Below are 23,535 nucleotides of genomic sequence, written 5' to 3' on the forward strand. Positions count from 1 at the left end.
GCGGGCCGGGGCCCTTCTTGGTGCTCTGTGCGGAGCAACCAGGTCAGACGGTCAAATAATTACTTGACGATCTTGGTGACCTGGCCGGCGCCCACGGTCCGGCCACCCTCACGGATGGCGAACTTCAGGCCCTCCTCCATGGCGACCGGCTGGATCAGCTGGACCGACATGACGGTGTTGTCGCCCGGCATGACCATCTCGGTGCCCTCGGGGAGGGTCACGACGCCGGTCACGTCCGTGGTACGGAAGTAGAACTGCGGGCGGTAGTTGTTGAAGAACGGGGTGTGACGGCCACCCTCGTCCTTCGACAGGATGTAGGCCTGGGCCTCGAACTCGGTGTGCGGCGTGACCGAACCGGGCTTGATGATGACCTGGCCGCGCTCGACGTCCTCGCGCTTGATGCCACGGAGGAGCAGACCGACGTTCTCACCGGCCTGGCCCTCGTCGAGCAGCTTGCGGAACATCTCGATGCCGGTGACCGTGGTGGTGGTCTTCTCGTTCTTGATACCGACGATGTCGACGGTCTCGTTGACCTTGAGGACACCACGCTCGATACGACCGGTGACGACGGTGCCACGACCGGTGATCGTGAAGACGTCCTCGATCGGCATCAGGAACGGCTTGTCGACGTCACGCTCGGGCTGCGGGATCGCCTCGTCGACGGCGGCCATCAGGTCGAGGACCGACTGGCCCCACTCCTTGTCGCCCTCGAGGGCCTTGAGCGCCGAGACCTTGACGACCGGAACGTCGTCGCCCGGGAACTCGTACTCGGAGAGCAGCTCACGGACCTCGAGCTCGACGAGCTCCAGGATCTCCTCGTCGTCCACCATGTCGGCCTTGTTCAGGGCGACGACGATGTACGGAACGCCGACCTGGCGGGCCAGGAGCACGTGCTCCTTGGTCTGCGGCATCGGGCCGTCGGTGGCGGCGACCACGAGGATGGCGCCGTCCATCTGCGCGGCACCGGTGATCATGTTCTTGATGTAGTCCGCGTGACCCGGGCAGTCGACGTGCGCGTAGTGACGCGACTCCGTCTGGTACTCGACGTGCGCGATCGAGATGGTGATACCGCGCTGGCGCTCCTCGGGAGCCTTGTCGATCTGGTCGAAGGCCGAGGCCTCGTTCAGGTCCGGGTACGCGTCGTGCAGCACCTTGGTAATGGCGGCCGTGAGGGTCGTCTTACCGTGGTCGATGTGACCGATGGTGCCGATGTTGACGTGCGGCTTAGTCCGCTCGAACTTCGCCTTCGCCACTGGGTCCTCCTGTGGAGTGGTTCTGTACGCCTTGCTTCATCGGCGCCAGGGTGATCTTTGCTGGGATGCCGGGGCCGGGGGCATTCAACACATTGCCTTCGCTCTGCGAGGAATGCCCCACCAGGCTCCGGTGACAAGCCTAAAGCGTGAGCTCGGGAGAGTTACTCGCCCTTGGCCTTCGCGATGATCTCCTCGGCGACGTTCCGCGGAACCTCGGCGTAGGAGTCGAACTGCATCGAGTAGCTTGCGCGACCCGAGGTCTTGCTGCGGAGGTCTCCGACGTAGCCGAACATCTCCGAGAGGGGCACGAGGCCCTTCACGACGCGAGCGCCGCTGCGCTCCTCCATGGCCTGGATCTGGCCACGGCGGGAGTTGATGTCGCCGATGACGTCACCCATGTAGTCCTCGGGCGTGGTGACCTCGACGGCCATCATCGGCTCGAGAAGAACCGGGGACGCCTTCCGCGCGGCCTCCTTGAAGGCCTGCGAACCGGCGATCTTGAAGGCCAGCTCGGAGGAGTCGACCTCGTGGTAGCCACCGTCGAGAAGAATGACGCGAACGCCCGTCATCTCGTAGCCGGCCAGGATGCCGAACTGCATGGCTTCCTGGGCACCCGCGTCCACCGACGGGATGTACTCCCGGGGGATGCGGCCACCGGTGACCTTGTTGACGAACTCGTACGCCGCCTCGCCGCCCTCGATGGGCTCGATCGCGATCTGCACCTTGGCGAACTGACCGGTACCACCGGTCTGCTTCTTGTGGGTGTAGTCCACGCGCTCGACGGCCTTGCGGATCGTCTCGCGGTACGCGACCTGCGGCTTGCCGACGTTCGCCTCGACGCGGAACTCGCGCTTCATGCGGTCGACGAGCACCTCGAGGTGAAGCTCGCCCATACCGCCGATGACGGTCTGGCCGGTCTCCTCGTTGGTGTGCACCTGGAAGGAGGGGTCCTCCTCGGAGAGACGCTGGATGGCAACACCCAGCTTCTCCTGGTCGCCCTTGGACTTCGGCTCGATCGCGACCTCGATGACCGGCGCCGGGAAGTCCATGGACTCCAGGATCACCGGGTTCTTCTCGTCGCAGAGCGTCTCACCGGTGGTGGTCTGCTTCAGGCCCATGACGGCGATGATGTCGCCGGCGCCCACCGACTCGATCTCCTCACGCTTGTTCGCGTGCATGCGGTAGATCTTGCCGATGCGCTCCCTCTTGCCCTTGACGGAGTTCAGCACCGAGGTGCCGGACTCCAGGCGGCCCGAGTAGACCCGGACGAAGGTGAGCTTGCCGAGGTGCGGGTCGCTCATGATCTTGAACGCCAGCGCCGCGAGGGGCTCCTCGTCGGACGGCTTGCGCTTGACGACGACCTCGGCGTCCTTGACGTCCTGGCCCTCGATGGCCTCGACGTCCAGGGGCGAGGGGAGGTAGCGCACGACGGCGTCGAGCAGGGGCTGAACGCCCTTGTTCTTGAACGCGGTGCCGCAGAACACCGGGGTGACGGTCGTCTCGCCGCCCTTGCCGGAGTTGATGGTGATGCGACGGATGCCCTCGTAGAGCTGCTCCACGGAAGGCTCTTCGCCCTCCAGGTAGAGCTCCATGAGCGCCTCGTCGTTCTCCGCGGCGGCCTCGAGGAGCTTGGCCCGGTACTCCTCGGCCTGCTCCGCGAGCTCCGCGGGGATGTCGACGATGTCGTACGCCTCGCCCTTGGTGGCTTCCGCGGGGTAGACGAACGCCTTCATCGTCACGAGGTCGACGACGCCGGTGAAGTCGGCCTCGGCACCGATCGGGAGCTGCATGACGATCGGGGTCGCACCGAGGCGGTCCGTGATCATCTCGACGCAGCGGAAGAAGCTGGCACCGGTGCGGTCGAGCTTGTTGACGAAGCAGATGCGCGGCACGCCGTAGCGGTCCGCCTGACGCCAAACGGTCTCGGACTGCGGCTCGACGCCCGCGACACCGTCGAACACGGTGACGGCGCCGTCGAGGACGCGGAGCGAACGCTCCACCTCGACGGTGAAGTCGACGTGACCCGGGGTGTCGATGATGTTGATGGTGTGGTCAACATCATTGAGCGGCCAGTGGCAGGTCGTCGCGGCGGACGTGATCGTGATGCCGCGCTCCTGCTCCTGCTCCATCCAGTCCATCGTGGCAGCGCCGTCGTGGACTTCACCGATCTTGTACGAAACGCCGGTGTAGAACAGGATCCGCTCGGTGGTGGTCGTCTTGCCCGCGTCGATGTGGGCCATGATCCCAATGTTGCGGACCTTGGCCAGGTCAAGCGAAGTGGTGGCCATAAGGCTCAGTCTTCTCTCGGTCTCGATGTGGGTAGCGACTACCAGCGGTAGTGCGCGAAGGCCTTGTTGGACTCGGCCATCTTGTGGGTGTCCTCACGCTTCTTGACGGCAGCGCCAAGACCGTTGGAGGCGTCGAGCAGCTCGTTCATGAGGCGCTCGGTCATGGTCTTCTCGCGGCGGGCGCGGGAGTAACCCACGAGCCAGCGCAGCGCGAGGGTGGAGGCGCGACCGGGCTTGACCTCGATCGGCACCTGGTAGGTGGCGCCACCGACACGGCGGGACTTGACCTCGAGCGAGGGCTTGACGTTCTCAAGCGCGCGCTTCAGCGTGATGACCGGGTCGTTGCCGGTCTTCTCGCGGAGGCCCTCCATGGCGCCGTACACGATCCGCTCGGCGGTGGAACGCTTGCCGTCCAGCAGGATCTTGTTGATCAGCGAGGTGACAAGAGGAGAGTTGTAGACCGGGTCGATGATGACCGGGCGCTTCGGGGCGGGGCCCTTACGAGGCATTCTTACTTCTCCTTCTTGGCGCCGTAGCGGCTGCGGGCCTGCTTGCGGTTCTTGACACCCTGGGTGTCGAGCGAACCGCGGATGATCTTGTAACGAACACCCGGCAGGTCCTTCACACGGCCACCACGCACGAGCACGATGGAGTGCTCCTGCAGGTTGTGCCCCTCACCCGGGATGTAGGCCGTGACCTCGATACCGGAGGTCAGACGCACACGCGCGACCTTACGGAGTGCCGAGTTCGGCTTCTTCGGGGTGGTCGTGAACACACGCGTGCAGACGCCGCGGCGCTGGGGCGAACCCTCGAGTGCGGGCGTCTTGTTCTTCTCGACCTTGTCCTGCCGGCCCTTCCGGACCAGCTGCTGGATCGTAGGCACTACTTCTCCGGTTTCTGTGTGCCGTTCGTGAAACTAACCTGGAACGTCACCGACCCACGCGGTCGGGTGTGTCGAATGCTGCGGACTCCTGCCGCAAGGCAGAGGCAGCGCAGATCACGGTGGCCCCTGACGGACTCGCCATGCGGTTGAGGACACGCACACGAGCCCAGGCACACCCCAGGCACAAGGTCTGAGCGTACCTACCTCACCGACTCCGGTCAAAACAAATGCTGTCCACCGGAACACGCCGAGGTCCTGATCCGTCTCCACGGCAGCCTTTGCCGCACCTTCGGGCCGAGGTATTCGCCTGGAATCAATCCCCCTGCCCGCTCTTCAGCCCGTGGTCGTTCAAATAGTTCTGAATCAAGACGAGATCCTCTCGGTCCTTCCAGCGATTGGATCTCCTCTTCCAGGAGGCCACCTCGACGAGCGGGCAGAACGGTATGCCCTGGATGAACTCGGCTGTCTCGATCAGTTCGTCGGGCCCTGCGGAGCCGGGCAGCCAGCGGTCGAACACTTCCAGGCAACCGTCGAAGAGCAGCACCATATGGCCGTGCCCGGACGGTGCCGGAACGGGGTCGGCCAGGCCGGCTGCCGTCTTCCAGGCCGCCCCCCTGGCCACGACGTCCAGGTCCCCCACGGTCTTCCTGAGCCCATGCGCCAGCATGGGACCGCTGCCCGCGACGACATAGTCGCCGAGTGCCAGGTCGAGGGACAGGAGCTTCCGGACAAATGGATGTTCGGTCAGGTCCAAAGGCCCTCCTCCTAGAGGACGGGCAGCCCAACCGCGGAGCGAGCGGCCATGCCCATCGCCAGGGACGCGATGACACTGGCCAGCGTACCGATGAGGAAGTATTCCGAGGCGTGCTTGCCGTGGTCGTTCGTCGGTACGCGTGCCAGCGACTTGGCCGCCAGGACCAGAGCGGCGGCTTCGGGCTGACCGGCGGCAATGAAAGCGAAGAGAAGTCCGCGCTCCAGCAATCCGATGTTCTTGCTGCCGCTCATGAAATCCAGGGCCTTGGTCTTTTCCGGTCCGTCCTGCATCGACTCGACTTCGGCACGGACCGGATCCGTGGCCGCCTTGGCCAGAGATCCGCCGCCGAACACCGCGAGGAGAAGGGCCGACAGAAAGATCGCCGCTCGGTCACTGTGCAACAGGTCGCCGCCCAGGGTGACTGTTGTCCCACCCGCCGTCCACAGCGACAGCAGCGCGGCGACGATCAGCAGGGCCGCACCCGCACGTCTCGTCGCCGGCGAGGAGCCCGCCGTCAGGGGAAGCGTGATCGAGAAGCCCGGCGGCGGCATCGCGGCCGCGCCATGGAGCAGAACCGATCCGTGGGCGAGCAGCACGGCGGTGGCCAACGCCGACCAGGACCTCGGCTCGTGCACGTACGGAGCGATGGTGTACACGCCGTACAGGGCCACGAAGGCAACTGCCGACCACGGACGAGTCCGCTGCCAGCCTGTCCCCCATGGCACCGATAACGCCGCCGTCATACCGAAGAAGACACGTGCCGTCTCCAAACCCGCCCCCATGCTCAACCGTCGAGCCCCTCGGCCGAGAGCGGACTTTACCCGGGCGCCCCCGCACACACCGCGACTTCGCCGAACCGACACGCACGCCGGAGGGCGGCCACCCCGTGCGATACGGGGTGGCCGCCCTCCGGTTCGTTCAGGCGACTCGCACCTGCCTACTGGTTGTACGGACCGTAGTCGTAGTCCTCCAGCGGAACGGCCTGGCCGGAGCCCGTGCCGAACGGCGAGTAGTCCATGTCGTCGTAGCCGACGGCCGAGTACATCGCGGCCTTGGCCTCCTCGGTCGGCTCGACCCGGATGTTGCGGTAGCGGGACAGACCCGTACCGGCCGGGATGAGCTTACCGATGATGACGTTCTCCTTGAGGCCGATGAGGCTGTCGGACTTGGCGTTGATCGCCGCGTCCGTCAGGACTCGGGTCGTCTCCTGGAAGGAGGCGGCCGACAGCCAGGATTCCGTCGCCAGCGAGGCCTTGGTGATACCCATCAGCTGCGGACGGCCGGAGGCGGGGTGACCGCCCTCGGTGACCACACGACGGTTCTCGGTCTCGAACTTCGAGCGCTCGACGAGCTCGCCCGGCAGCAGTTCCGCGTCGCCGGACTCGATGATCGTCACGCGGCGCAGCATCTGCCGGATGATGATCTCGATGTGCTTGTCGTGGATCGACACGCCCTGCGAGTTGTAGACCTTCTGGACCTCGCCGACCAGGTGGACCTGGACCGCGCGCTGGCCGAGGATGCGGAGCACGTCGTGCGGGTTGGTGGCACCCACGGTGAGCTTCTGGCCCACCTCGACGTGGTCGCCCTCGCCCACCAGCAGACGGGCGCGCTTCGAGATCGGGAACGCCGTCTCGTCGCTGCCGTCGTCCGGGGTGACGACGATCTTCTTGGTCTTCTCGGTCTCCTCGATGCGGACGCGGCCGGCCGCCTCCGAGATCGGGGCGACACCCTTGGGCGTACGGGCTTCGAAGAGCTCGACGACTCGGGGCAGACCCTGGGTGATGTCGTCACCGGCCACACCACCGGTGTGGAAGGTACGCATCGTCAGCTGGGTACCGGGCTCACCGATGGACTGGGCGGCGATGATGCCGACCGCCTCACCGATGTCGACCAGCTTGCCGGTGGCGAGCGAGCGTCCGTAGCAGAAGGCACAGGTGCCGACCGCGGACTCGCAGGTCAGGACCGAGCGGGTCTTGACCTCCTCGACGCCGTGCATGACCAGCTGGTCGATGAGCACGTCACCGAGGTCGACGTTGGCGGGCGCGATGACCTTGCCGTCGACGACGACGTCCTCGGCGAGCATGCGGGCGTAGACCGAGGTCTCGACGTCCTCCGTCTTGCGGAGCACGCCGTCGGCGCCCTTCTCGGCGATCTTCAGCTTCAGGCCGCGGTCGGTGCCGCAGTCCTCCTCGCGGATGATCACGTCCTGCGAGACGTCCACCAGACGACGGGTCAGGTAACCCGAGTCGGCGGTACGCAGGGCGGTGTCCGCCAGACCCTTACGGGCACCGTGCGTGGAGATGAAGTACTCCAGAACGGTGAGGCCCTCACGGAAGGACGCCTTGATGGGACGCGGGATCGTCTCGTTCTTGGCGTTGGACACCAGACCACGCATACCGGCGATCTGACGCATCTGCATCATGTTTCCTCGGGCACCCGAGTCAACCATCATGAAGATGGGGTTCGTCTTGGGGAAGTTCGCGTTCATCGCCTCGGCGACCTCGTTGGTCGCCTTGGTCCAGATCGCGATGAGTTCCTGCGTGCGCTCGTCCTTGGTGATCAGACCGCGCTCGTACTGCTTCTGGACCTTCTCGTCCTGCGCCTCGTAACCGGCGACGATCTCCTTCTTGGCCTCGGGGACCACGACGTCGGAGATGGCCACGGTGACGCCGGAGCGGGTCGCCCAGTGGAAGCCGGCCGCCTTCAGGTTGTCGAGCGTCGCCGCCACGATGACCTTGGGGTAGCGCTCGGCGAGGTCGTTGACGATCTCGGAGAGCTGCTTCTTGCCGACCGAGTAGTCGACGAACGGGTAGTCCTCGGGCAGCAGCTCGTTGAAGAGCGCGCGGCCCAGGGAGGTCCGCAGCCGGAACGAGTCGCCCGGCTGGAACTCGCGCTCCCCGACGCCGTCGTCCCCTTCCTCGGAGACCGGCGGCACCCAGCCGCGCGGCGGGATGGTGCCCACCGGGAAGCGGATGTCGACCTTCGCCTGGAGCGACAGCTCGCGGGCGTCGAAGGCCATGATCGCCTCGGCCGTGGAGCCGAAGGAGCGGTCCTGTCCGATGACGTTGCGCTCCTCCTCGTCCGTGGTGAGGAAGAACAGGCCCAGCACCATGTCCTGGGTCGGCATGGTGACGGGACGGCCGTCGGCCGGCTTCAGAATGTTGTTCGAGGACAGCATCAGGATGCGGGCCTCGGCCTGCGCCTCCGCGGAGAGCGGCAGGTGGACGGCCATCTGGTCACCGTCGAAGTCCGCGTTGAACGCGGTGCAGACGAGCGGGTGGATCTGGATGGCCTTGCCCTCGACCAGCTGCGGCTCGAAGGCCTGGATGCCGAGGCGGTGCAGCGTGGGCGCACGGTTCAGCAGCACCGGGTGCTCGGCGATGACCTCTTCGAGGACGTCGTACACCACGGTGCGGCCGCGCTCGACCATGCGCTTGGCCGACTTGATGTTCTGCGCGTGGTTCAGGTCGACCAGGCGCTTCATCACGAACGGCTTGAAGAGCTCCAGCGCCATGGCCTTCGGCAGACCGCACTGGTGCAGCTTGAGCTGCGGACCGACGACGATCACGGAACGCGCGGAGTAGTCCACGCGCTTGCCGAGCAGGTTCTGACGGAAACGGCCCTGCTTGCCCTTGAGCATGTCGGACAGCGACTTCAGCGGACGGTTGCCGGGGCCCGTCACCGGGCGGCCACGACGGCCGTTGTCGAAGAGCGCGTCGACGGCCTCCTGGAGCATGCGCTTCTCGTTGTTCACGATGATCTCGGGCGCGCCGAGGTCGAGAAGCCGCTTCAGGCGGTTGTTGCGGTTGATCACGCGGCGGTACAGGTCGTTCAGGTCGGAGGTCGCGAAGCGGCCACCGTCCAGCTGCACCATCGGACGCAGGTCCGGCGGGATGACCGGCACGCAGTCGAGCACCATGCCCTTGGGCTTGTTGCTGGTCTGCAGGAACGCGGAGACGACCTTGAGGCGCTTGAGCGCGCGGGTCTTCTTCTGGCCCTTGCCGGTGCGGATGATCTCGCGGAGGCGCTCGGCCTCCTCGTCGAGGTCGAAGGACTCCAGGCGCTTCTGCAGGGCGGCGGCGCCCATGCAGCCGTCGAAGTACGTGCCGAAGCGGTCACGCAGCTCGCGGTAGAGCAGCTCGTCGCCCTCCAGGTCCTGGACCTTGAGGTTCTTGAAGCGGCTCCACACCTCGTCGAGGCGGTCGATCTCGCGCTGCGCGCGGTCGCGCAGCTGCTTCATCTCGCGCTCGGCGCCCTCGCGCACCTTGCGGCGCACGTCGGCCTTGGCGCCCTCGGCCTCCAGCTCGGCCAGGTCGGTCTCGAGCTTCTTGGCGCGGGCTTCGAGGTCGGCGTCGCGGCGGTTCTCGATCTGCTGGCGCTCGACGGAGACGTGCGCCTCCAGCGAGGGCAGGTCGCGGGTGCGGCGCTCCTCGTCCACGAAGGTGATCATGTACGCGGCGAAGTAGATGACCTTTTCCAGGTCCTTCGGCGCGAGGTCGAGGAGGTAGCCCAGGCGCGACGGGACGCCCTTGAAGTACCAGATGTGGGTGACAGGAGCGGCGAGCTCGATGTGTCCCATGCGCTCACGGCGCACCTTGGCGCGCGTGACCTCGACGCCACAGCGCTCACAGATGATGCCCTTGAAGCGGACACGCTTGTACTTGCCGCAGTAGCACTCCCAGTCCCGGGTCGGACCGAAGATCTTCTCGCAGAAGAGTCCGTCCTTTTCGGGCTTGAGGGTGCGGTAGTTGATGGTCTCCGGCTTCTTCACTTCGCCGTGGGACCAGGTCCGGATGTCGTCCGCGGTGGCAAGGCCGATCCGCAGCTCGTCGAAGAAGTTGACGTCGAGCACTTGTCGTCAATCCCTCTTTCGGGGGTTCGAGCCCCCTCGCGTCAGGCGAGAAAACGGGGCACTTCAGCAATGGTCTGAACGGGTCCGGGGAGAGCCGGCCGGATCACTGGGATCCGGCCGGCCAACCCGTCAGACCTCTTCGACGCTGCTCGGCTCGCGCCGGGACAGGTCGATACCGAGCTCCTCCGCCGCGCGGAAGACGTCCTCGTCCGTGTCGCGCATCTCGATGGACATGCCGTCCGAGGACAGCACCTCCACGTTGAGGCAGAGCGACTGCATTTCCTTGATGAGCACCTTGAAGGACTCGGGGATGCCGGGCTCGGGGATGTTCTCGCCCTTGACGATGGCCTCGTAGACCTTCACGCGGCCGGTCACGTCGTCGGACTTGATCGTCAGGAGCTCCTGGAGGGCGTATGCGGCGCCATAAGCCTCAAGGGCCCACACCTCCATCTCACCGAAGCGCTGTCCACCGAACTGGGCCTTACCACCGAGCGGCTGCTGGGTGATCATGGAGTACGGCCCGGTCGAACGCGCGTGGAGCTTGTCGTCGACCAGGTGGTGCAGCTTGAGGATGTACATGTACCCGACCGAGACCGGGTCCGGGAACGGCTCGCCGGAGCGGCCGTCGAACAGCTTGGCCTTGCCGGAGGGCTGGACCAGGCGGTCGCCGTCGCGGTTGGGGATCGTGGCGCTGAAGAGACCGGAGATCTCGTCCTCGCGCGCACCGTCGAAGACCGGGGTGGCGACGTTGGTGCCGGGGGCGACCTGGTCGGCGCCGATGGCCTGCAGGCGCTTGGCCCACTCGTCACCGAGGCCCGAGACGTCCCAGCCGCGGCTGGCGAGCCAGCCGAGGTGGATCTCCAGGACCTGTCCCGGGTTCATTCGGGACGGGACACCCAGCGGGTTGAGGATGATGTCGACCGGGGTGCCGTCCTCCAGGAACGGCATGTCCTCGATCGGCAGGATCTTCGAGATGACGCCCTTGTTGCCGTGACGGCCGGCGAGCTTGTCACCGTCGGTGATCTTGCGCTTCTGCGCGACGTAGACGCGGACCAGCTGGTTCACGCCGGGCGGCAGCTCGTCGCCCTCCTCGCGGTCGAAGACGCGGACGCCGATGACCTTGCCGATCTCACCGTGCGGCACCTTCAGCGAGGTGTCGCGCACCTCGCGCGCCTTCTCACCGAAGATCGCGCGGAGCAGGCGCTCCTCGGGGGTCAGCTCGGTCTCGCCCTTGGGCGTGACCTTGCCGACGAGGATGTCACCGGCGACGACCTCGGCACCGATCCGGATGATGCCGCGCTCGTCGAGGTCGGCGAGGACCTCCTCGGAGACGTTCGGGATGTCCCGGGTGATCTCCTCCGGGCCGAGCTTGGTGTCACGGGCGTCGACCTCGTGCTCCTCGATGTGGATCGAGGAGAGGACGTCGTCCTGCACGAGGCGCTGCGACAGGATGATCGCGTCCTCGTAGTTGTGGCCCTCCCACGGCATGAACGCCACGAGGAGGTTCTTGCCGAGCGCCATCTCACCGTTCTCGGTGGCCGGACCGTCGGCGAGGACCTGGCCCTCGATGACCCGGTCGCCCTCGGAGACGACGACCTTCTGGTTGACCGAGGTGCCCTGGTTGGAGCGCGAGAACTTGGCGATGCGGTACGTGGTGTACGTGCCGTCGTCGTTGGTGACGGTGATGTAGTCCGCGGAGACCTCCTGGACCACACCGTCCTTCTCGGCCTTCAGCACGTCACCGGCGTCGGTGGCGCAGCGGTACTCCATGCCGGTGCCGACGAGCGGGGCCTCCGACTTAATCAGCGGCACCGCCTGACGCATCATGTTCGCGCCCATGAGGGCACGGTTGGCGTCGTCGTGCTCCAGGAAGGGGATCATCGCGGTGGCGACGGACACCATCTGGCGCGGCGAGACGTCCATGTAGTCGACCTCGGCCGGCGGCACGTAGTCGACCTCGCCGCCGCGGCGGCGGACCAGGACGCGGGGCTCGGTGAAGCGCAGCTCGTCGGAGAGGGTCGCGTTCGCCTGGGCGATGACGAAGCGGTCCTCCTCGTCGGCCGTGATGTAGTCGACCTCGTCGGTGACCTGGCCCTCGACGACCTTGCGGTACGGCGTCTCGATGAAGCCGAACGCGTTGACGCGGCCGTACGAGGCGAGCGAACCGATCAGACCGATGTTCGGGCCTTCGGGGGTCTCGATCGGGCACATGCGTCCGTAGTGGGACGGGTGCACGTCTCGGACCTCGAAGCCGGCCCGCTCACGGGACAGACCACCGGGGCCCAGCGCCGAGAGACGACGCTTGTGCGTCAGACCCGACAGCGGGTTGTTCTGGTCCATGAACTGGGACAGCTGGCTGGTGCCGAAGAACTCCTTGATGGAGGCGACGACCGGCCGGATGTTGATCAGGGTCTGCGGCGTGATCGCCTCGACGTCCTGGGTGGTCATGCGCTCGCGCACGACGCGCTCCATACGGGCGAGACCCGTACGGACCTGGTTCTGGATGAGCTCGCCGACGTTGCGCAGGCGGCGGTTGCCGAAGTGGTCGATGTCGTCGGTCTCGACGACGATCTCCCGGCCCGACTCACCGATCGTCTCGGTCTCACCGGCGTGCAGCTTGACCAGGTACTTGATGGTCGCGATGACGTCGTCGGTGGTGAGGACCCCGGCGTCCAGCGGCTCGTCCGCACCGAGCTTCTTGTTCACCTTGTAGCGGCCGACCTTCGCCAGGTCGTAGCGCTTCGGGTTGAAGTAGAGGTTCTCCAGCAGCGTCTGGGCGGCCTCGCGCGTGGGGGGCTCGCCCGGACGGAGCTTGCGGTAGATGTCGAGCAGCGCGTCGTCCTGGCCCTGGGTGTGGTCCTTCTCCAGGGTGGCGCGCATGGACTCGTACTCGCCGAACTCCTCCAGGATCTGCTCGGTCGTCCAACCGAGGGCCTTGAGGAGGACGGTCACGGACTGCTTGCGCTTGCGGTCGATGCGCACACCGACCATGTCGCGCTTGTCGATCTCCATCTCCAGCCAGGCACCCCGGGACGGGATGATCTTGGCGGAGAAGATGTCCTTGTCGGACGTCTTGTCGATGGAGGAGTCGAAGTAGACACCCGGCGAACGGACCAGCTGCGACACGACGACACGCTCGGTGCCGTTGATGACGAAGGTGCCCTTGTTGGTCATGAGCGGGAAGTCGCCCATGAAGACCGTCTGGGACTTGATCTCGCCGGTCTCGTTGTTGGTGAACTCGGCCGTGACGAAGAGCGGGGCGGCGAACGTGAAGTCGCGCTCCTTGCACTCGTCGATCGAGTTCTTCGGGGGCTCGAAGCGGTGGTCGCGGAACGTAAGCGACATCGACCCGGAGAAGTCCTCGATCGGGGAAATCTCCTCGAAGATTTCCTCCAGGCCGGACTTGGTGGGGACGTCTTGTCCACTGTCCAGAGCAGCCTCGACGCGAGCCTTCCAGGCGGCATTGCCGAGGAGCCAGTCGAAGCTCTCGGTCTGCAGCGCGAGGAGGTTCGGAACCTCGAGGGGCTCCTTGATCTTTGCAAAGGAGATGCGCAGCGGGGCGGTGCTGGCACCGTTGTTCGTATTCGCGGTCGAGGCGTTGCGCGAGGCGGCCAAGAGGGGGTCCTTCCGAGGGCTCGGACTCACTACGCGCGTACCGGTCCCAAGCCGGCCACGTAGACAGTCCGTTCCTGAGTCGGCCGGAAAAGGCCAGGTCAGGGGCGTTCGGTCATCGGTGCTCTAGCGTGGGCATGCCCCTGGTGACGGGCAGGGGGCAGCTAACAGGCAGCGCAAAGGGTCAGTGTAGCCAAACGGCACACTGATGTCCAGTCGGGGTTCTCAGAGACCCACGTTGCTCTCAACAGCTGTTCTCAACACCCATGACTCGGTTGTCGCGCGTGGTGCGCTCTTCTTTACTGCCCGCTCCGCCCACGATCCATGCCTCGGATTCGGATCGATGTGGCGACGCGTCCTGAGAATTGCGCGCCGCGTGCGGTTCGTCAAGGCCCCCCAGCGGGGTCGGTCGCCCCGAGGTCCTCGCCCGGGCGCCTCCCGGCGCCGGTCGGCCGCCCCGCGAGGCAACGGCGATGATCACCATACTCGTCACCGCCGGAAGAGCAAGGCAGCCGCCTCGGGTACGCCGAAGGGCGACCACCCCGATGGGTGATCGCCCTTCGTCAGATGACGTCCGTGCCGTGCGGCACGGGGCGCCAGGAGGAGTCAGAGGACTCCCTGAGTCACTTGACCTCGACGGAAGCGCCGGCGGCCTTGAGGGACTCGGCAGCCTTCTCGGCGGCCTCCTTGGCGACCTTCTCGAGGACCGGCTTCGGGGTGCCGTCGACGAGGTCCTTGGCCTCCTTCAGACCCAGCGAGGTCAGCTCACGCACGACCTTGATGACCTGGATCTTCTTGTCGCCGGCACCGGTGAGGATGACGTCGAACTCGTCCTGCTCCTCGACGGCGGCGGCGTCGCCACCAGCGACACCACCGGCGGCGGCAACGGCGACCGGGGCGGCGGCGGTGACGTCGAACTTCGCCTCGAAGGCCTTCACGAACTCGGAGAGCTCGATGAGGGTCATCTCTTCGAACTGCGCGAGCAGGTCGTCCTGGGACAGCTTCGCCATGATGGCGTCCTTCCACTAATTCGGCTGGTGCCGGATGTACATGTAGGCGGGCGTACGTTCGGCCCGCTGCGACCGTCGCCCGGGTGGGCGTCGATCAATGCGCGAGCCGAATTACTCGGCACCGCCCTGCTCGGCCTGCTTGGCACGAAGCGCCTCCGCGGTGCGGACGAACTTCGAGGGAAGCGCCTGGAAGAGCGCGGCAGTCTGGGACTGCTTGCCCTTCATGGCGCCCGCCAGCTTGGCGAGCAGAACCTCGCGGGACTCGAGGTCCGCGAGCTTCTTGATCTCATCGGCGGACAGCGCCTTGCCGTCAAGGACACCGCCCTTGATGACGAGGTTGGGGTTCTCCTTGGCGAAGTCACGAAGACCCTTCGCCGACTCCACCGGGTCACCGGTGACGAAGGCAACCGCCGTCGGACCCGTGAACAGGTCGTCGAGCGCGTCGATCCCGGCCTCGTTGGCCGCAATCTTGGTCAGCGTGTTCTTCACCACGGCGTACTGGGCGTTCTCACCGAGCGAACGGCGCAGCTGCTTGAGCTGGGCCACGGTGAGACCCCGGTACTCGGTCAGCACGGCGGCGTTCGAGCTGCGGAACTGGTCCGTCAGCTCGGCTACCGCGGCAGCCTTGTCGGGCCTTGCCATGAGCGTCGGCCTCCTTCCGGGTGATGAGGACCGCTCAGAAGGGGCCGGGAAAGACGAAACGCCCCGGCACAGGCGCCAGGGCGTAGCTCGACCGAACATGATCCGGGAGCTTTCCACAGTCACCTGCGCAGGTCGCCCGTACTCAACGGATCCTTCGGTCGCCATCTCCCTCTTGCGAGGACACGGCAACGACCAGCGGTCTTTGGCTTCTGCAGAAGATTACGCGACCGGGGCCGCGTCGAGCAAATCCGTCCCCCCGCGGGGGATCCGGGAGGGTCAGGAGGCGCCGCCGGCGGCGCCCTGCTGCTGCTTCAGGAGCTCCTTGAAGTCGACCGTGTCGGAGGCCGCGGGCATCTCGACCGAGGCGTCGGTGCCGTAGTCGCTGTAGTACACCGTGGAGTTGAGCTCCCCGGTCTTCATCTGGCCGCGCTCGGTCTTCTTGACCAGCAGGTCGTTCTTGTCGACCCAGATGTCGACCTGCTCCGTGGTGATGCCGGCGTCGCTCAGCTGCTTCTTCAGCTGGGCGAGCTGGTCGGCGTCGAGCTCGGAGTTCTTCGCGGTCAGCTCGGCGACGTCGACGGTGCCCGAGTAGTGCGTGGTGGGGACACCGCGCACGTCCTCCTCGCCGACCTTCTTCACGTCGCCGGAGGCCAGCAGCGACTTCACGCCCTGGTCGGGGGTGGTGTTCTCCATCTGCTGCTTCATCGCCTCGCCGGAGGCGCCCGCCATCTTGGCGATGTCGGCGTAGCTGTAGTTGATCCAGTGCTTGCCGCCGGACTGCTTGGCGAACGCGTCGCCCATGTTCACGACGTAGCCGTTCTTGAAGTACCGGGCCTGCATCGTGCCGTTGCCGCCGGACTGCTTGATGGCGTCCGCCATGCTGCCGCCGGTGTAGGTGATCTCCATGGCGCCGGTGAGGCCGTCGGACCAGTCGATGGAGCCGGTCTGCTTCATGGACATGGTGGTGCCCATCTGCGTGGTGCCCTCGACCTTGGCCGAGCTCTGCCCGTTGGTCTTCTTCTGGACGTCGAGCAGCGCGGCTATGGGGTCGGCCTTCGCCACGCCGCTGCCGCGGTCCGTGCTCTTCCCGCTCTTGTCGCTCTTGTCGCCGTCGGACCCGTTGCAGGCCGCGACCGACGTCAGCGCCGCCGCCACTGCCACCGACAGGCACACGCGTCGTACGGTACTGGTCCTCATAGCTTCCACCCCTCGTTCGGCTCTGTCGGGGGCTCACGCTAACGCACGGGTCCGACAGCGCCTTTCGGTACGTACATACGAGGACGGGCCCCGCACCTCGAAAGGTTGCGGGGCCCGTCGATGTCACACGTGACACGGCGTGCTGCGGAGCGCGAGGGCTCAGACGGCGGCCGGGTCCTCCTCGACGAGGAGGTTACGGGTGCGGTTGGCGTCCAGCGGGATGCCGGGGCCCATCGTGGTGGTCAGGGCGGCCTTCTTGATGTAGCGGCCCTTGGCGGCGGACGGCTTCAGACGGAGGACTTCCTCCAGCGCCGCCGCGTAGTTCTCCACCAGCTTGGTGTCGTCGAACGAGACCTTGCCGATGATGAAGTGCAGGTTCGAGTGCTTGTCGACGCGGAACTCGATCTTGCCGCCCTTGATGTCGGTGACGGCCTTGGCGACGTCGGGGGTGACGGTGCCGGTCTTCGGGTTCGGCATCAGACCACGCGGACCGAGCACGCGGCCGAGGCGGCCGACCTTGCCCATGAGGTCCGGGGTGGCGACGACGGCGTCGAAGTCCAGACGGCCCTTCGCCACCTCGTCGATGAGCTCGTCGGCGCCGACGATGTCGGCGCCCGCGGCTTCCGCGGCCGCAGCACGGTCACCGGTCGCGAAGACCAGGACCCGGGCGGTCTTGCCGGTGCCGTGCGGGAGGTTCACGGTGCCACGGACCATCTGGTCGGCCTTGCGGGGGTCGACACCCAGACGGAAGGCGACCTCGACAGTGCCGTCGAACTTCGTGGTCGCGGTCTCCTTGGCGAGACGGACGGCCTCGAGCGGGGCGTAGAGGCGCTCCCGGTCGACCTTGGCGTCCGCAGCCCGGAGGTTCTTGCTGCGCTTCACTTCTGCTCCTGTGGTTTCAGGGTGTGGAGTCGTGGTGCGGGCCAGCGCTTGGCCCTACCACTGAGGACGTGAGGGGCTGATTCAGCCTTCGACCGTGATGCCCATGGAACGGGCGGTGCCAGCGATGATCTTCGACGCGGCGTCGAGGTCGTTGGCGTTCAGGTCGGGGAGCTTCGTCGTGGCGATCTCACGGACCTGGGCAGCCGTCAGCTTGGCGACCTTGGTCTTGTGGGGCTCGCCGGAGCCCTTCTCCACGCCCGCGGCCTTGAGGATCAGCTTGGCGGCCGGCGGAGTCTTGGTGACGAAGGTGAAGGAACGGTCCTCGTAGACCGTGATCTCCACCGGCACGACCATGCCGCGCTGCGACTCGGTCGCGGCGTTGTAGGCCTTGCAGAACTCCATGATGTTGACGCCGTGCTGGCCGAGCGCGGGGCCGACCGGCGGGGCCGGGTTGGCGGCGCCCGCGTTGATCTGGAGCTTGATAAGCCCCGTGACCTTCTTCTTCTTGGGAGGCATTGCTCTCTCCGGGTCCTAGTGAGAGTGTTTCGCCGCCGTCCGATCATCCGGATGGAGGCATACCGCACAACGATAACGGGTATGGCTGCGCGTCCAAAAACCGAGCAGGTCAGACCGGCTTTTCAGCCGGTCTGACCTGCTCGGTAGGCATGTGCCCAGAAACCGCCGCCGGTGGCGTCAGTTCTTCTGGATCTGGTCGAAGCTGAGCTCCACCGGGGTCTCGCGGCCGAAGATCTCGACGAGGCCCTTGACCTTCTTCGAGTCGGCGTTGATCTCGTTGATCGTCGCCTGCAGCGTCGCGAACGGGCCGTCGGTGACGGTGACCGAGTCGCCGACCTCGAAGTCGAGCACCTGGACCTCGACCTTGCGGGCCGGAGCCGGCTTGCCCTCGGCCTCGGCGGCCTCGCGGGCGGCCTTCTCCTCGGCCTCCGGGGCGAGCATCTTGACGATCTCGTCCAGGGTCAGCGGGTAGGGGTCGTAGGCGTTGCCCACGAAGCCGGTGACGCCGGGGGTGTTGCGGACGACGCCCCAGGACTCGTTCGTCAGATCCATGCGCACCAGGACGTAGCCCGGGAGCTTGTTCTGGCGGACGTTCTTGCGCTCGCCGTTCTTGATCTGGACGATCTCTTCCTCGGGCACTTCGGCCTGGTAGATGAACTCCTCGACGTTGAGCGAGACGGCGCGCTGCTCCAGGTTGGCCTTCACGCGCTTCTCGTACCCGGCGTACGTGTGGATGACGTACCACTCGCCGGGGAGGCCGCGCAGCTCCTCGCGCAGGGCCGCGACGGCGTCGACGGGGGCGGCCGGCTCGGCCTCCTCCGCCTCGTCCTCGTCGCCCTCGGTCTCCGCCTCGTCCTCGACGTGCAGGGCGTCCTGCTCGGCGGGCTCGCCAGCGGCGGCGTCGGCAGCCTCGGCCTGGTCCGGCTCCTCGGCGTCCGCCGCCTCGACGATGTCGAGCTCGTCCTCGGCGGACTCGAAGGCGCCCGCCGTCGGCTCGACGGCGTCGTTCAGGTTCGGGTCAGACACGGTGGCTGCTTCTTCCTGGATACAAATGGGTGGAACATGCGAAAGGGGCGCCTTCTGTGAGGCGCCCTCCGCGGGATCAGCCGAAGACGTACTTCATGACCCGCTGGAAACCGAAGTCAACCACGGTGACCAGACCGATCATGACGACGACGAAAACAATCACCACTGTGGCGTACGTCGTCAGCTGGCTCCGGGTCGGCCAGACGACCTTGCGCAGCTCGGCGATGATCTGGCGGTAGAACAGCGCAAGGCGGCCCAGAGGGCCCTTCTTCCCGCGCTTTCCGCCCTTCCGGGTCTTCTTCCTCGACTCGGGTACTTCATCCTCGGCATCAGGCATGTCGATGGAGCCCACGGCGTCCGTCACGCTTCTCACCTGATTCCGGGTCATGGCCGTGCCGCGCCCGGTGGAGCCGCACGGCGGTGCATTGAAGTACGTACATGCGCACACATCCTGGCGAAGGAGTGTGTAGCAGGGCCGGAGGGACTTGAACCCCCAACCGCTGGTTTTGGAGACCAGTGCTCTACCAATTGAGCTACGACCCTTTGTGGTTTCCACCAACCTACCGCATCCCCCGGGATGACCCGAGTGCGGGAACGGCGCGGCTGGTGAAGGCCAACGACAGGTGAGTGTACGTGTTCAGCGGCCCGGCGTCGAACAGATACCTCCGGGCGACTCGCGGTCCGGGTCCGTCCGCATGCTGTCGGAGTCCTGTCCGGTCCTTGAAACCCGTGCGCTGCCGGGGATCGGGGTCTGGGACCATGGGGGCCATGAGCGCTGCAACTTCCCCCTCCGAGCGCCGGGTCTCCGCCCGCATCGGTGCGATCTCCGAGTCCGCCACCCTCGCCGTCGACGCCAAGGCCAAGGCCCTCAAGGCCGCCGGTCGTCCGGTGATCGGCTTCGGCGCCGGTGAACCCGACTTCCCGACCCCCGACTACATCGTCGAGGCCGCGGTCGACGCCTGCCGCAACCCGAAGTACCACCGTTACACGCCGGCGGGAGGGCTCCCGGAGCTCAAGGCCGCCATCGCGGAGAAGACGCTGCGCGATTCCGGCTACGAGGTCGACGCCTCCCAGATCCTGGTGACCAACGGCGGCAAGCAGGCCATCTACGAGGCGTTCGCCGCGATCCTCGACCCGGGCGACGAGGTCATCGTCCCGGCCCCGTACTGGACCACCTACCCCGAGTCGATCCGCCTCGCGGGCGGCGTCCCGGTGGAGATCGTGGCCGACGAGACGACCGGTTACCGCGTCTCGGTGGAGCAGCTGGAGGCGGCGCGCACGGAGCGGACCAAGGTCGTCCTGTTCGTCTCCCCGTCCAACCCGACCGGCGCCGTGTACAGCGAGGCCGACGTCGAGGCGATCGGCCGCTGGGCCGTCGAGCACGGCCTGTGGGTGCTGACCGACGAGATCTACGAGCACCTGGTCTACGGGGACGCGAAGTTCACCTCGCTGCCCGCGGTCGTGCCCGAGCTGCGCGACAAGTGCATCGTGGTCAACGGCGTCGCCAAGACGTACGCGATGACCGGCTGGCGGGTGGGCTGGGTCATCGGCCCGAAGGACGTCGTCAAGGCCGCGACCAACCTCCAGTCGCACGCCACGTCCAACGTCTCCAACGTGGCCCAGGTCGCCGCGCTGGCCGCCGTCTCCGGGAACCTGGACGCGGTCGCCGAGATGCGCACCGCCTTCGACCGGCGCCGGCGGACCATCGTCCGGATGCTCAACGAGATCGACGGCGTGCTGTGCCCGGAGCCCGAGGGCGCGTTCTACGTGTACCCCTCGGTGAAGGAGCTGCTCGGCAAGGAGATCCGCGGGAAGCGCCCGGCCACCTCGGTCGAGCTGGCCGCGCTGATCCTGGACGAGGCCGAGGTCGCGGTCGTACCGGGCGAGGCCTTCGGCACGCCGGGGTACCTGCGCTTCTCGTACGCCCTGGGCGACGACGACCTCGTCGAGGGCGTCTCCCGGATCCAGAAGCTGCTGGCGGAGGCCAGGGCGTAGGCGTTCGCGAGAACCCATGGGCGACCCCCGGCCCCCGGCCGGGGGTCGCTCGTTTGTTCCGGCTTCACCCCCGATTGGCGAAGCGGCTACCGGAGCACCCCGCGGATGCGGCAAGATCCGGGGATGGAGCGTGATGTACGGCTGTTGCCCAAGGCCCACCTGCACTTGCATTTCACCGGGTCGATGCGGCCCACCACCCTGCTCGAACTCGCCGACAAGTACGGCGTGCACCTGCCGGAGGCGCTGACCGGCGGCGAGCCGCCCAAGCTGCGGGCCACGGACGAGCGCGGCTGGTTCCGCTTCCAGCGTCTCTACGACATCGCCCGCTCCTGTCTGAGGGAACCCGACGACATCCGGCGGCTGGTGCGCGAGGCCGCCCAGGAGGACGTCGCGGACGGCTCCCGCTGGCTGGAGATCCAGGTCGACCCCACCTCGTACGCCCCGCTGCTCGGCGGGCTGATCCCGGCCATCGAGATCATTCTGGACGCGGTGGAATCCGCGTCGCGCGAGACGGGGCTGCCGATCCGGGTGGTGATCGCGGCGAACCGGATGAAGCACCCGCTGGACGCCAGGACGCTCGCCCGGCTCGCGGTGCGGTACGCCGACCGGGGCGTGGTCGGGTTCGGGCTCTCCAACGACGAGCGCCGCGGGATGGCCCGGGACTTCGACCGGGCCTTCGCCATCGCCCGCGAGGGCGGTCTGCTGGCGGCCCCGCACGGCGGCGAGCTGTCCGGCCCCTCCAGCGTGCGGGACTGCCTGGACGACCTCGACGCGGCCCGGATCGGGCACGGGGTGCGGGCCGCCGAGGACCCGCGGCTGCTGCGCACGCTGGCGGAGCGCGGGGTGACCTGCGAGGTCTGCCCGTCGTCGAACGTGGCGCTCGGCGTCTACGACAAGCCCTCCGACGTCCCCCTGCGCGCGCTGTTCGAGGCCGGGGTGCCGATGGCGCTGGGCGCGGACGACCCGCTGCTCTTCGGTTCCCGGCTGGCCGCGCAGTACGACCTCGTGCGGCGCCACCACGCGTTCACGGACGAGGAACTGGCGGAGCTGGCCCGGCAGTCGGTGCGCGGGTCCGCCGCCCCGGCCGCGGTGCGGACGGAGCTCCTGGCCGGCATCGACGCCTGGCTGGCGAGGCCCGCGGGCTGAGGCCGGGCCCCGGCCGCCGGGCTCTCCAGCAGCCCGGGACCCGGTCCGTCGGGCCCGACGGACCGGGGAAGCGGCCTACGGCCGGGGCACTTCTTCCCGCCTACGCCCCGACGCCGCGCATCAGCACCCGGGCCAGGGACGCGGCGAACTCGTCGAGGGGCTGCGGGGGCTCCCCTCCCGTCATGGCCTCGTAGGCGAACGCCCGCTGCGCGCAGGCCCCCATCAGCAGCGACGCGGCCGCGTACGTGTCCGCGTCGGCCCGTACCCGTCCGGCGGCCTGTTCGGAGCGCAGATAGGCGTCCAGGCCCCGGATGGGCATGTGCGGGCCGGTGCCGAGCTCCCGCATCGCCTCGTTGTGGCGTTCCTTGAGCCGGGGGTCGGCGTACAGCGAGGCGGCGATCGGGAAGCTCTGCTCGTAGAAGAGGGCGGCCTGGCGGGCGATCTCGGTGAGGTTCTCCTCGACGGTCCGCTCCCCCGCCCCCGGGGAGACCAGGAGCCGCTTCAGCAGCGGGTTGAGCCGGGGCAGCCGCTCCTTGAGCACGGTCACGAACAGCTCCTCCTTGCTCGCGAAGTGCTTGTAGAGCGCGGCCTCCGAGCAGCCGGCCGCGCGGGCGATCTCCTTGGTGGTGGCGCGGGCCAGGCCGATGGTGAGCATCAGCTGGTGGGCGGCGTCGACGATCCGGACGCGGGCCGGCTTCTGCTCCATGTGCGCTCCCGAGGGCTTGACGGGGTGGTGAGTGCCCACTCACCCTATGGGTAAGTGAATACTTACTCACCTCGGGAAGGTGCGCAATGAGGATCACGGTGTTCGGCGCGACGGGCGGTGTGGGGCAGGAGATCGTGCGCCAGGCGGTGGCGGCGGGGCACGAGGTGACGGCAGTGGTCCGCGATCCGGCGGGGCTGCCCGTACCGCTCTCCGAGGTCCAGGTGTGCGCGATGGCGCGGCTGGACGATCCGGAGGCGCTGTGCGAGGCGGTCGCGGGCCGGGACGCGGTGCTCTCCGCCCTCGGCTCGCGCACCCGGCGGGCGGACGGCGTCGCCGAGCGGCTCACCGGTTCGGTGCTGGCGGCGATGGAGGCGGCGGGGACGCGGCGGCTGCTGGTGGTCAGCGCGGCCCCGGTCGGGCCCCGAGCGGCCGACGACCCGCTGCTGGACCGGCTGGTGCGCAAGGGGGTCGGGGCGGTCCTGAAGGAGGTCTACGCGGACCTGACGCGGATGGAGGCCGCGCTGGCCCGCAGCGCGACGGACTGGACGTCGGTGCGGCCGCCGAAGCTGACGAACGGGCCGCTGACGGGGAGGTACCGCACGGTCGTCGGTGGCTTCCCGCGCAGCGGCCGGACACTCTCCCGGGCCGACGTGGCGCACGCGATGCTGGCGCTGGCCGACGACCCGGCGGCGGTGAAGCAGGGCGTGGGAGTGGCGTACTGATCCGGCACGCCAACGGCGCACCGGCGCGGCGGAACAGCCGCGCCCTCGGGA

Annotated in this window: 19 protein-coding genes and 1 tRNA gene; 3 read left to right on the plus strand and 17 right to left on the minus strand. The window is 67.5% G+C overall.

Translation table 11 applies throughout. From position 1 onward, the window contains the following. Positions 1 to 59 precede the first annotated feature (59 nt). From tuf to ACFYW1_RS14580, 16 genes are all read right to left on the minus strand, one after another. On the minus strand, positions 60 to 1,253 hold the full coding sequence (gene tuf, locus ACFYW1_RS14505; protein ID WP_388991456.1) for an elongation factor Tu: 1,194 nt from the start codon (positions 1,251 to 1,253) through the stop codon (positions 60 to 62). A 161-nt stretch (positions 1,254 to 1,414) separates the two neighbouring features. Then, complete coding sequence (gene fusA / locus ACFYW1_RS14510) at positions 1,415 to 3,541, minus strand: elongation factor G (RefSeq protein ID WP_388991458.1); 2,127 nt, start codon at positions 3,539 to 3,541, stop codon at positions 1,415 to 1,417. A 38-nt stretch (positions 3,542 to 3,579) separates the two neighbouring features. Next, entirely contained in the window at positions 3,580 to 4,050 is a 471-nt protein-coding gene (gene rpsG / locus ACFYW1_RS14515; RefSeq protein ID WP_072485550.1) for a 30S ribosomal protein S7, read from the minus strand. Between the two features lie 2 nt (positions 4,051 to 4,052). Further along, positions 4,053 to 4,424, minus strand: a complete 372-nt coding sequence (gene rpsL / locus ACFYW1_RS14520) for a 30S ribosomal protein S12 (RefSeq protein WP_003948652.1) — start codon at positions 4,422 to 4,424, stop codon at positions 4,053 to 4,055. A gap of 313 nt (positions 4,425 to 4,737) precedes the next feature. Then, entirely contained in the window at positions 4,738 to 5,178 is a 441-nt protein-coding gene (locus ACFYW1_RS14525) for a hypothetical protein (RefSeq protein ID WP_388991461.1), read from the minus strand. A gap of 11 nt (positions 5,179 to 5,189) precedes the next feature. After that, positions 5,190 to 5,849, minus strand: coding sequence for a hypothetical protein (locus tag ACFYW1_RS14530; RefSeq protein ID WP_388991463.1), 660 nt, complete (start codon positions 5,847 to 5,849; stop codon positions 5,190 to 5,192). A 266-nt stretch (positions 5,850 to 6,115) separates the two neighbouring features. Further along, positions 6,116 to 10,030 carry a DNA-directed RNA polymerase subunit beta' gene (locus tag ACFYW1_RS14535; RefSeq protein ID WP_388991465.1) on the minus strand — a complete coding sequence of 1,305 codons (3,915 nt, stop codon included), beginning with the start codon at positions 10,028 to 10,030 and terminating at the stop codon, positions 6,116 to 6,118. A gap of 129 nt (positions 10,031 to 10,159) precedes the next feature. Further along, on the minus strand, positions 10,160 to 13,645 hold the full coding sequence (gene rpoB, locus ACFYW1_RS14540; protein WP_388991467.1) for a DNA-directed RNA polymerase subunit beta: 3,486 nt from the start codon (positions 13,643 to 13,645) through the stop codon (positions 10,160 to 10,162). A gap of 620 nt (positions 13,646 to 14,265) precedes the next feature. Next, complete coding sequence (rplL, locus tag ACFYW1_RS14545) at positions 14,266 to 14,652, minus strand: 50S ribosomal protein L7/L12 (RefSeq protein ID WP_388991469.1); 387 nt, start codon at positions 14,650 to 14,652, stop codon at positions 14,266 to 14,268. A 111-nt stretch (positions 14,653 to 14,763) separates the two neighbouring features. Next, entirely contained in the window at positions 14,764 to 15,294 is a 531-nt protein-coding gene (gene rplJ / locus ACFYW1_RS14550; RefSeq protein WP_388991470.1) for a 50S ribosomal protein L10, read from the minus strand. A gap of 276 nt (positions 15,295 to 15,570) precedes the next feature. Further along, positions 15,571 to 16,491, minus strand: coding sequence for a hypothetical protein (locus ACFYW1_RS14555; RefSeq protein ID WP_388991471.1), 921 nt, complete (start codon positions 16,489 to 16,491; stop codon positions 15,571 to 15,573). Positions 16,492 to 16,650: 159 nt separating this feature from the next. Beyond that, entirely contained in the window at positions 16,651 to 17,373 is a 723-nt protein-coding gene (gene rplA / locus ACFYW1_RS14560) for a 50S ribosomal protein L1 (RefSeq protein ID WP_148838688.1), read from the minus strand. Positions 17,374 to 17,454: 81 nt separating this feature from the next. Continuing rightward, a complete protein-coding gene (rplK, locus tag ACFYW1_RS14565; RefSeq protein ID WP_006126872.1) occupies positions 17,455 to 17,889 on the minus strand; it encodes a 50S ribosomal protein L11 in 435 nt (144 codons plus the stop codon). A gap of 177 nt (positions 17,890 to 18,066) precedes the next feature. After that, positions 18,067 to 18,915 (minus strand): transcription termination/antitermination protein NusG, encoded by an 849-nt coding sequence (gene nusG / locus ACFYW1_RS14570; RefSeq protein WP_388991473.1) that lies wholly within the window; start codon positions 18,913 to 18,915, stop codon positions 18,067 to 18,069. Between the two features lie 76 nt (positions 18,916 to 18,991). Next, positions 18,992 to 19,279: a preprotein translocase subunit SecE gene (gene secE / locus ACFYW1_RS14575; RefSeq protein WP_388991475.1), complete on the minus strand. Its 288-nt coding sequence runs from the start codon at positions 19,277 to 19,279 to the stop codon at positions 18,992 to 18,994. A 106-nt stretch (positions 19,280 to 19,385) separates the two neighbouring features. Beyond that, positions 19,386 to 19,458, minus strand: a tRNA-Trp gene (locus tag ACFYW1_RS14580). 225 nt (positions 19,459 to 19,683) lie between these two features. Here ACFYW1_RS14580 and ACFYW1_RS14585 point away from each other — a divergent pair. Both ACFYW1_RS14585 and ACFYW1_RS14590 read left to right on the plus strand, forming a co-directional pair. Further along, positions 19,684 to 20,910: a pyridoxal phosphate-dependent aminotransferase gene (locus ACFYW1_RS14585; protein ID WP_388991477.1), complete on the plus strand. Its 1,227-nt coding sequence runs from the start codon at positions 19,684 to 19,686 to the stop codon at positions 20,908 to 20,910. A gap of 123 nt (positions 20,911 to 21,033) precedes the next feature. Further along, a complete protein-coding gene (locus ACFYW1_RS14590; RefSeq protein WP_388991479.1) occupies positions 21,034 to 22,056 on the plus strand; it encodes an adenosine deaminase in 1,023 nt (340 codons plus the stop codon). Between the two features lie 100 nt (positions 22,057 to 22,156). Here the strand turns inward: ACFYW1_RS14590 and ACFYW1_RS14595 are convergent, their stop codons facing one another. After that, positions 22,157 to 22,762 carry a TetR/AcrR family transcriptional regulator gene (locus ACFYW1_RS14595; RefSeq protein WP_388991481.1) on the minus strand — a complete coding sequence of 202 codons (606 nt, stop codon included), beginning with the start codon at positions 22,760 to 22,762 and terminating at the stop codon, positions 22,157 to 22,159. A gap of 86 nt (positions 22,763 to 22,848) precedes the next feature. Between ACFYW1_RS14595 and ACFYW1_RS14600 the strand changes: the two genes are divergently transcribed. Next, positions 22,849 to 23,484 (plus strand): NAD(P)-dependent oxidoreductase, encoded by a 636-nt coding sequence (locus ACFYW1_RS14600; RefSeq protein WP_388991483.1) that lies wholly within the window; start codon positions 22,849 to 22,851, stop codon positions 23,482 to 23,484. Positions 23,485 to 23,535: the final 51 nt, after the last annotated feature.

The organism is Streptomyces sp. NPDC002669 (assembly GCF_042889165.1).
Taxonomy (GTDB): Bacteria; Actinomycetota; Actinomycetes; order Streptomycetales; family Streptomycetaceae; genus Streptomyces.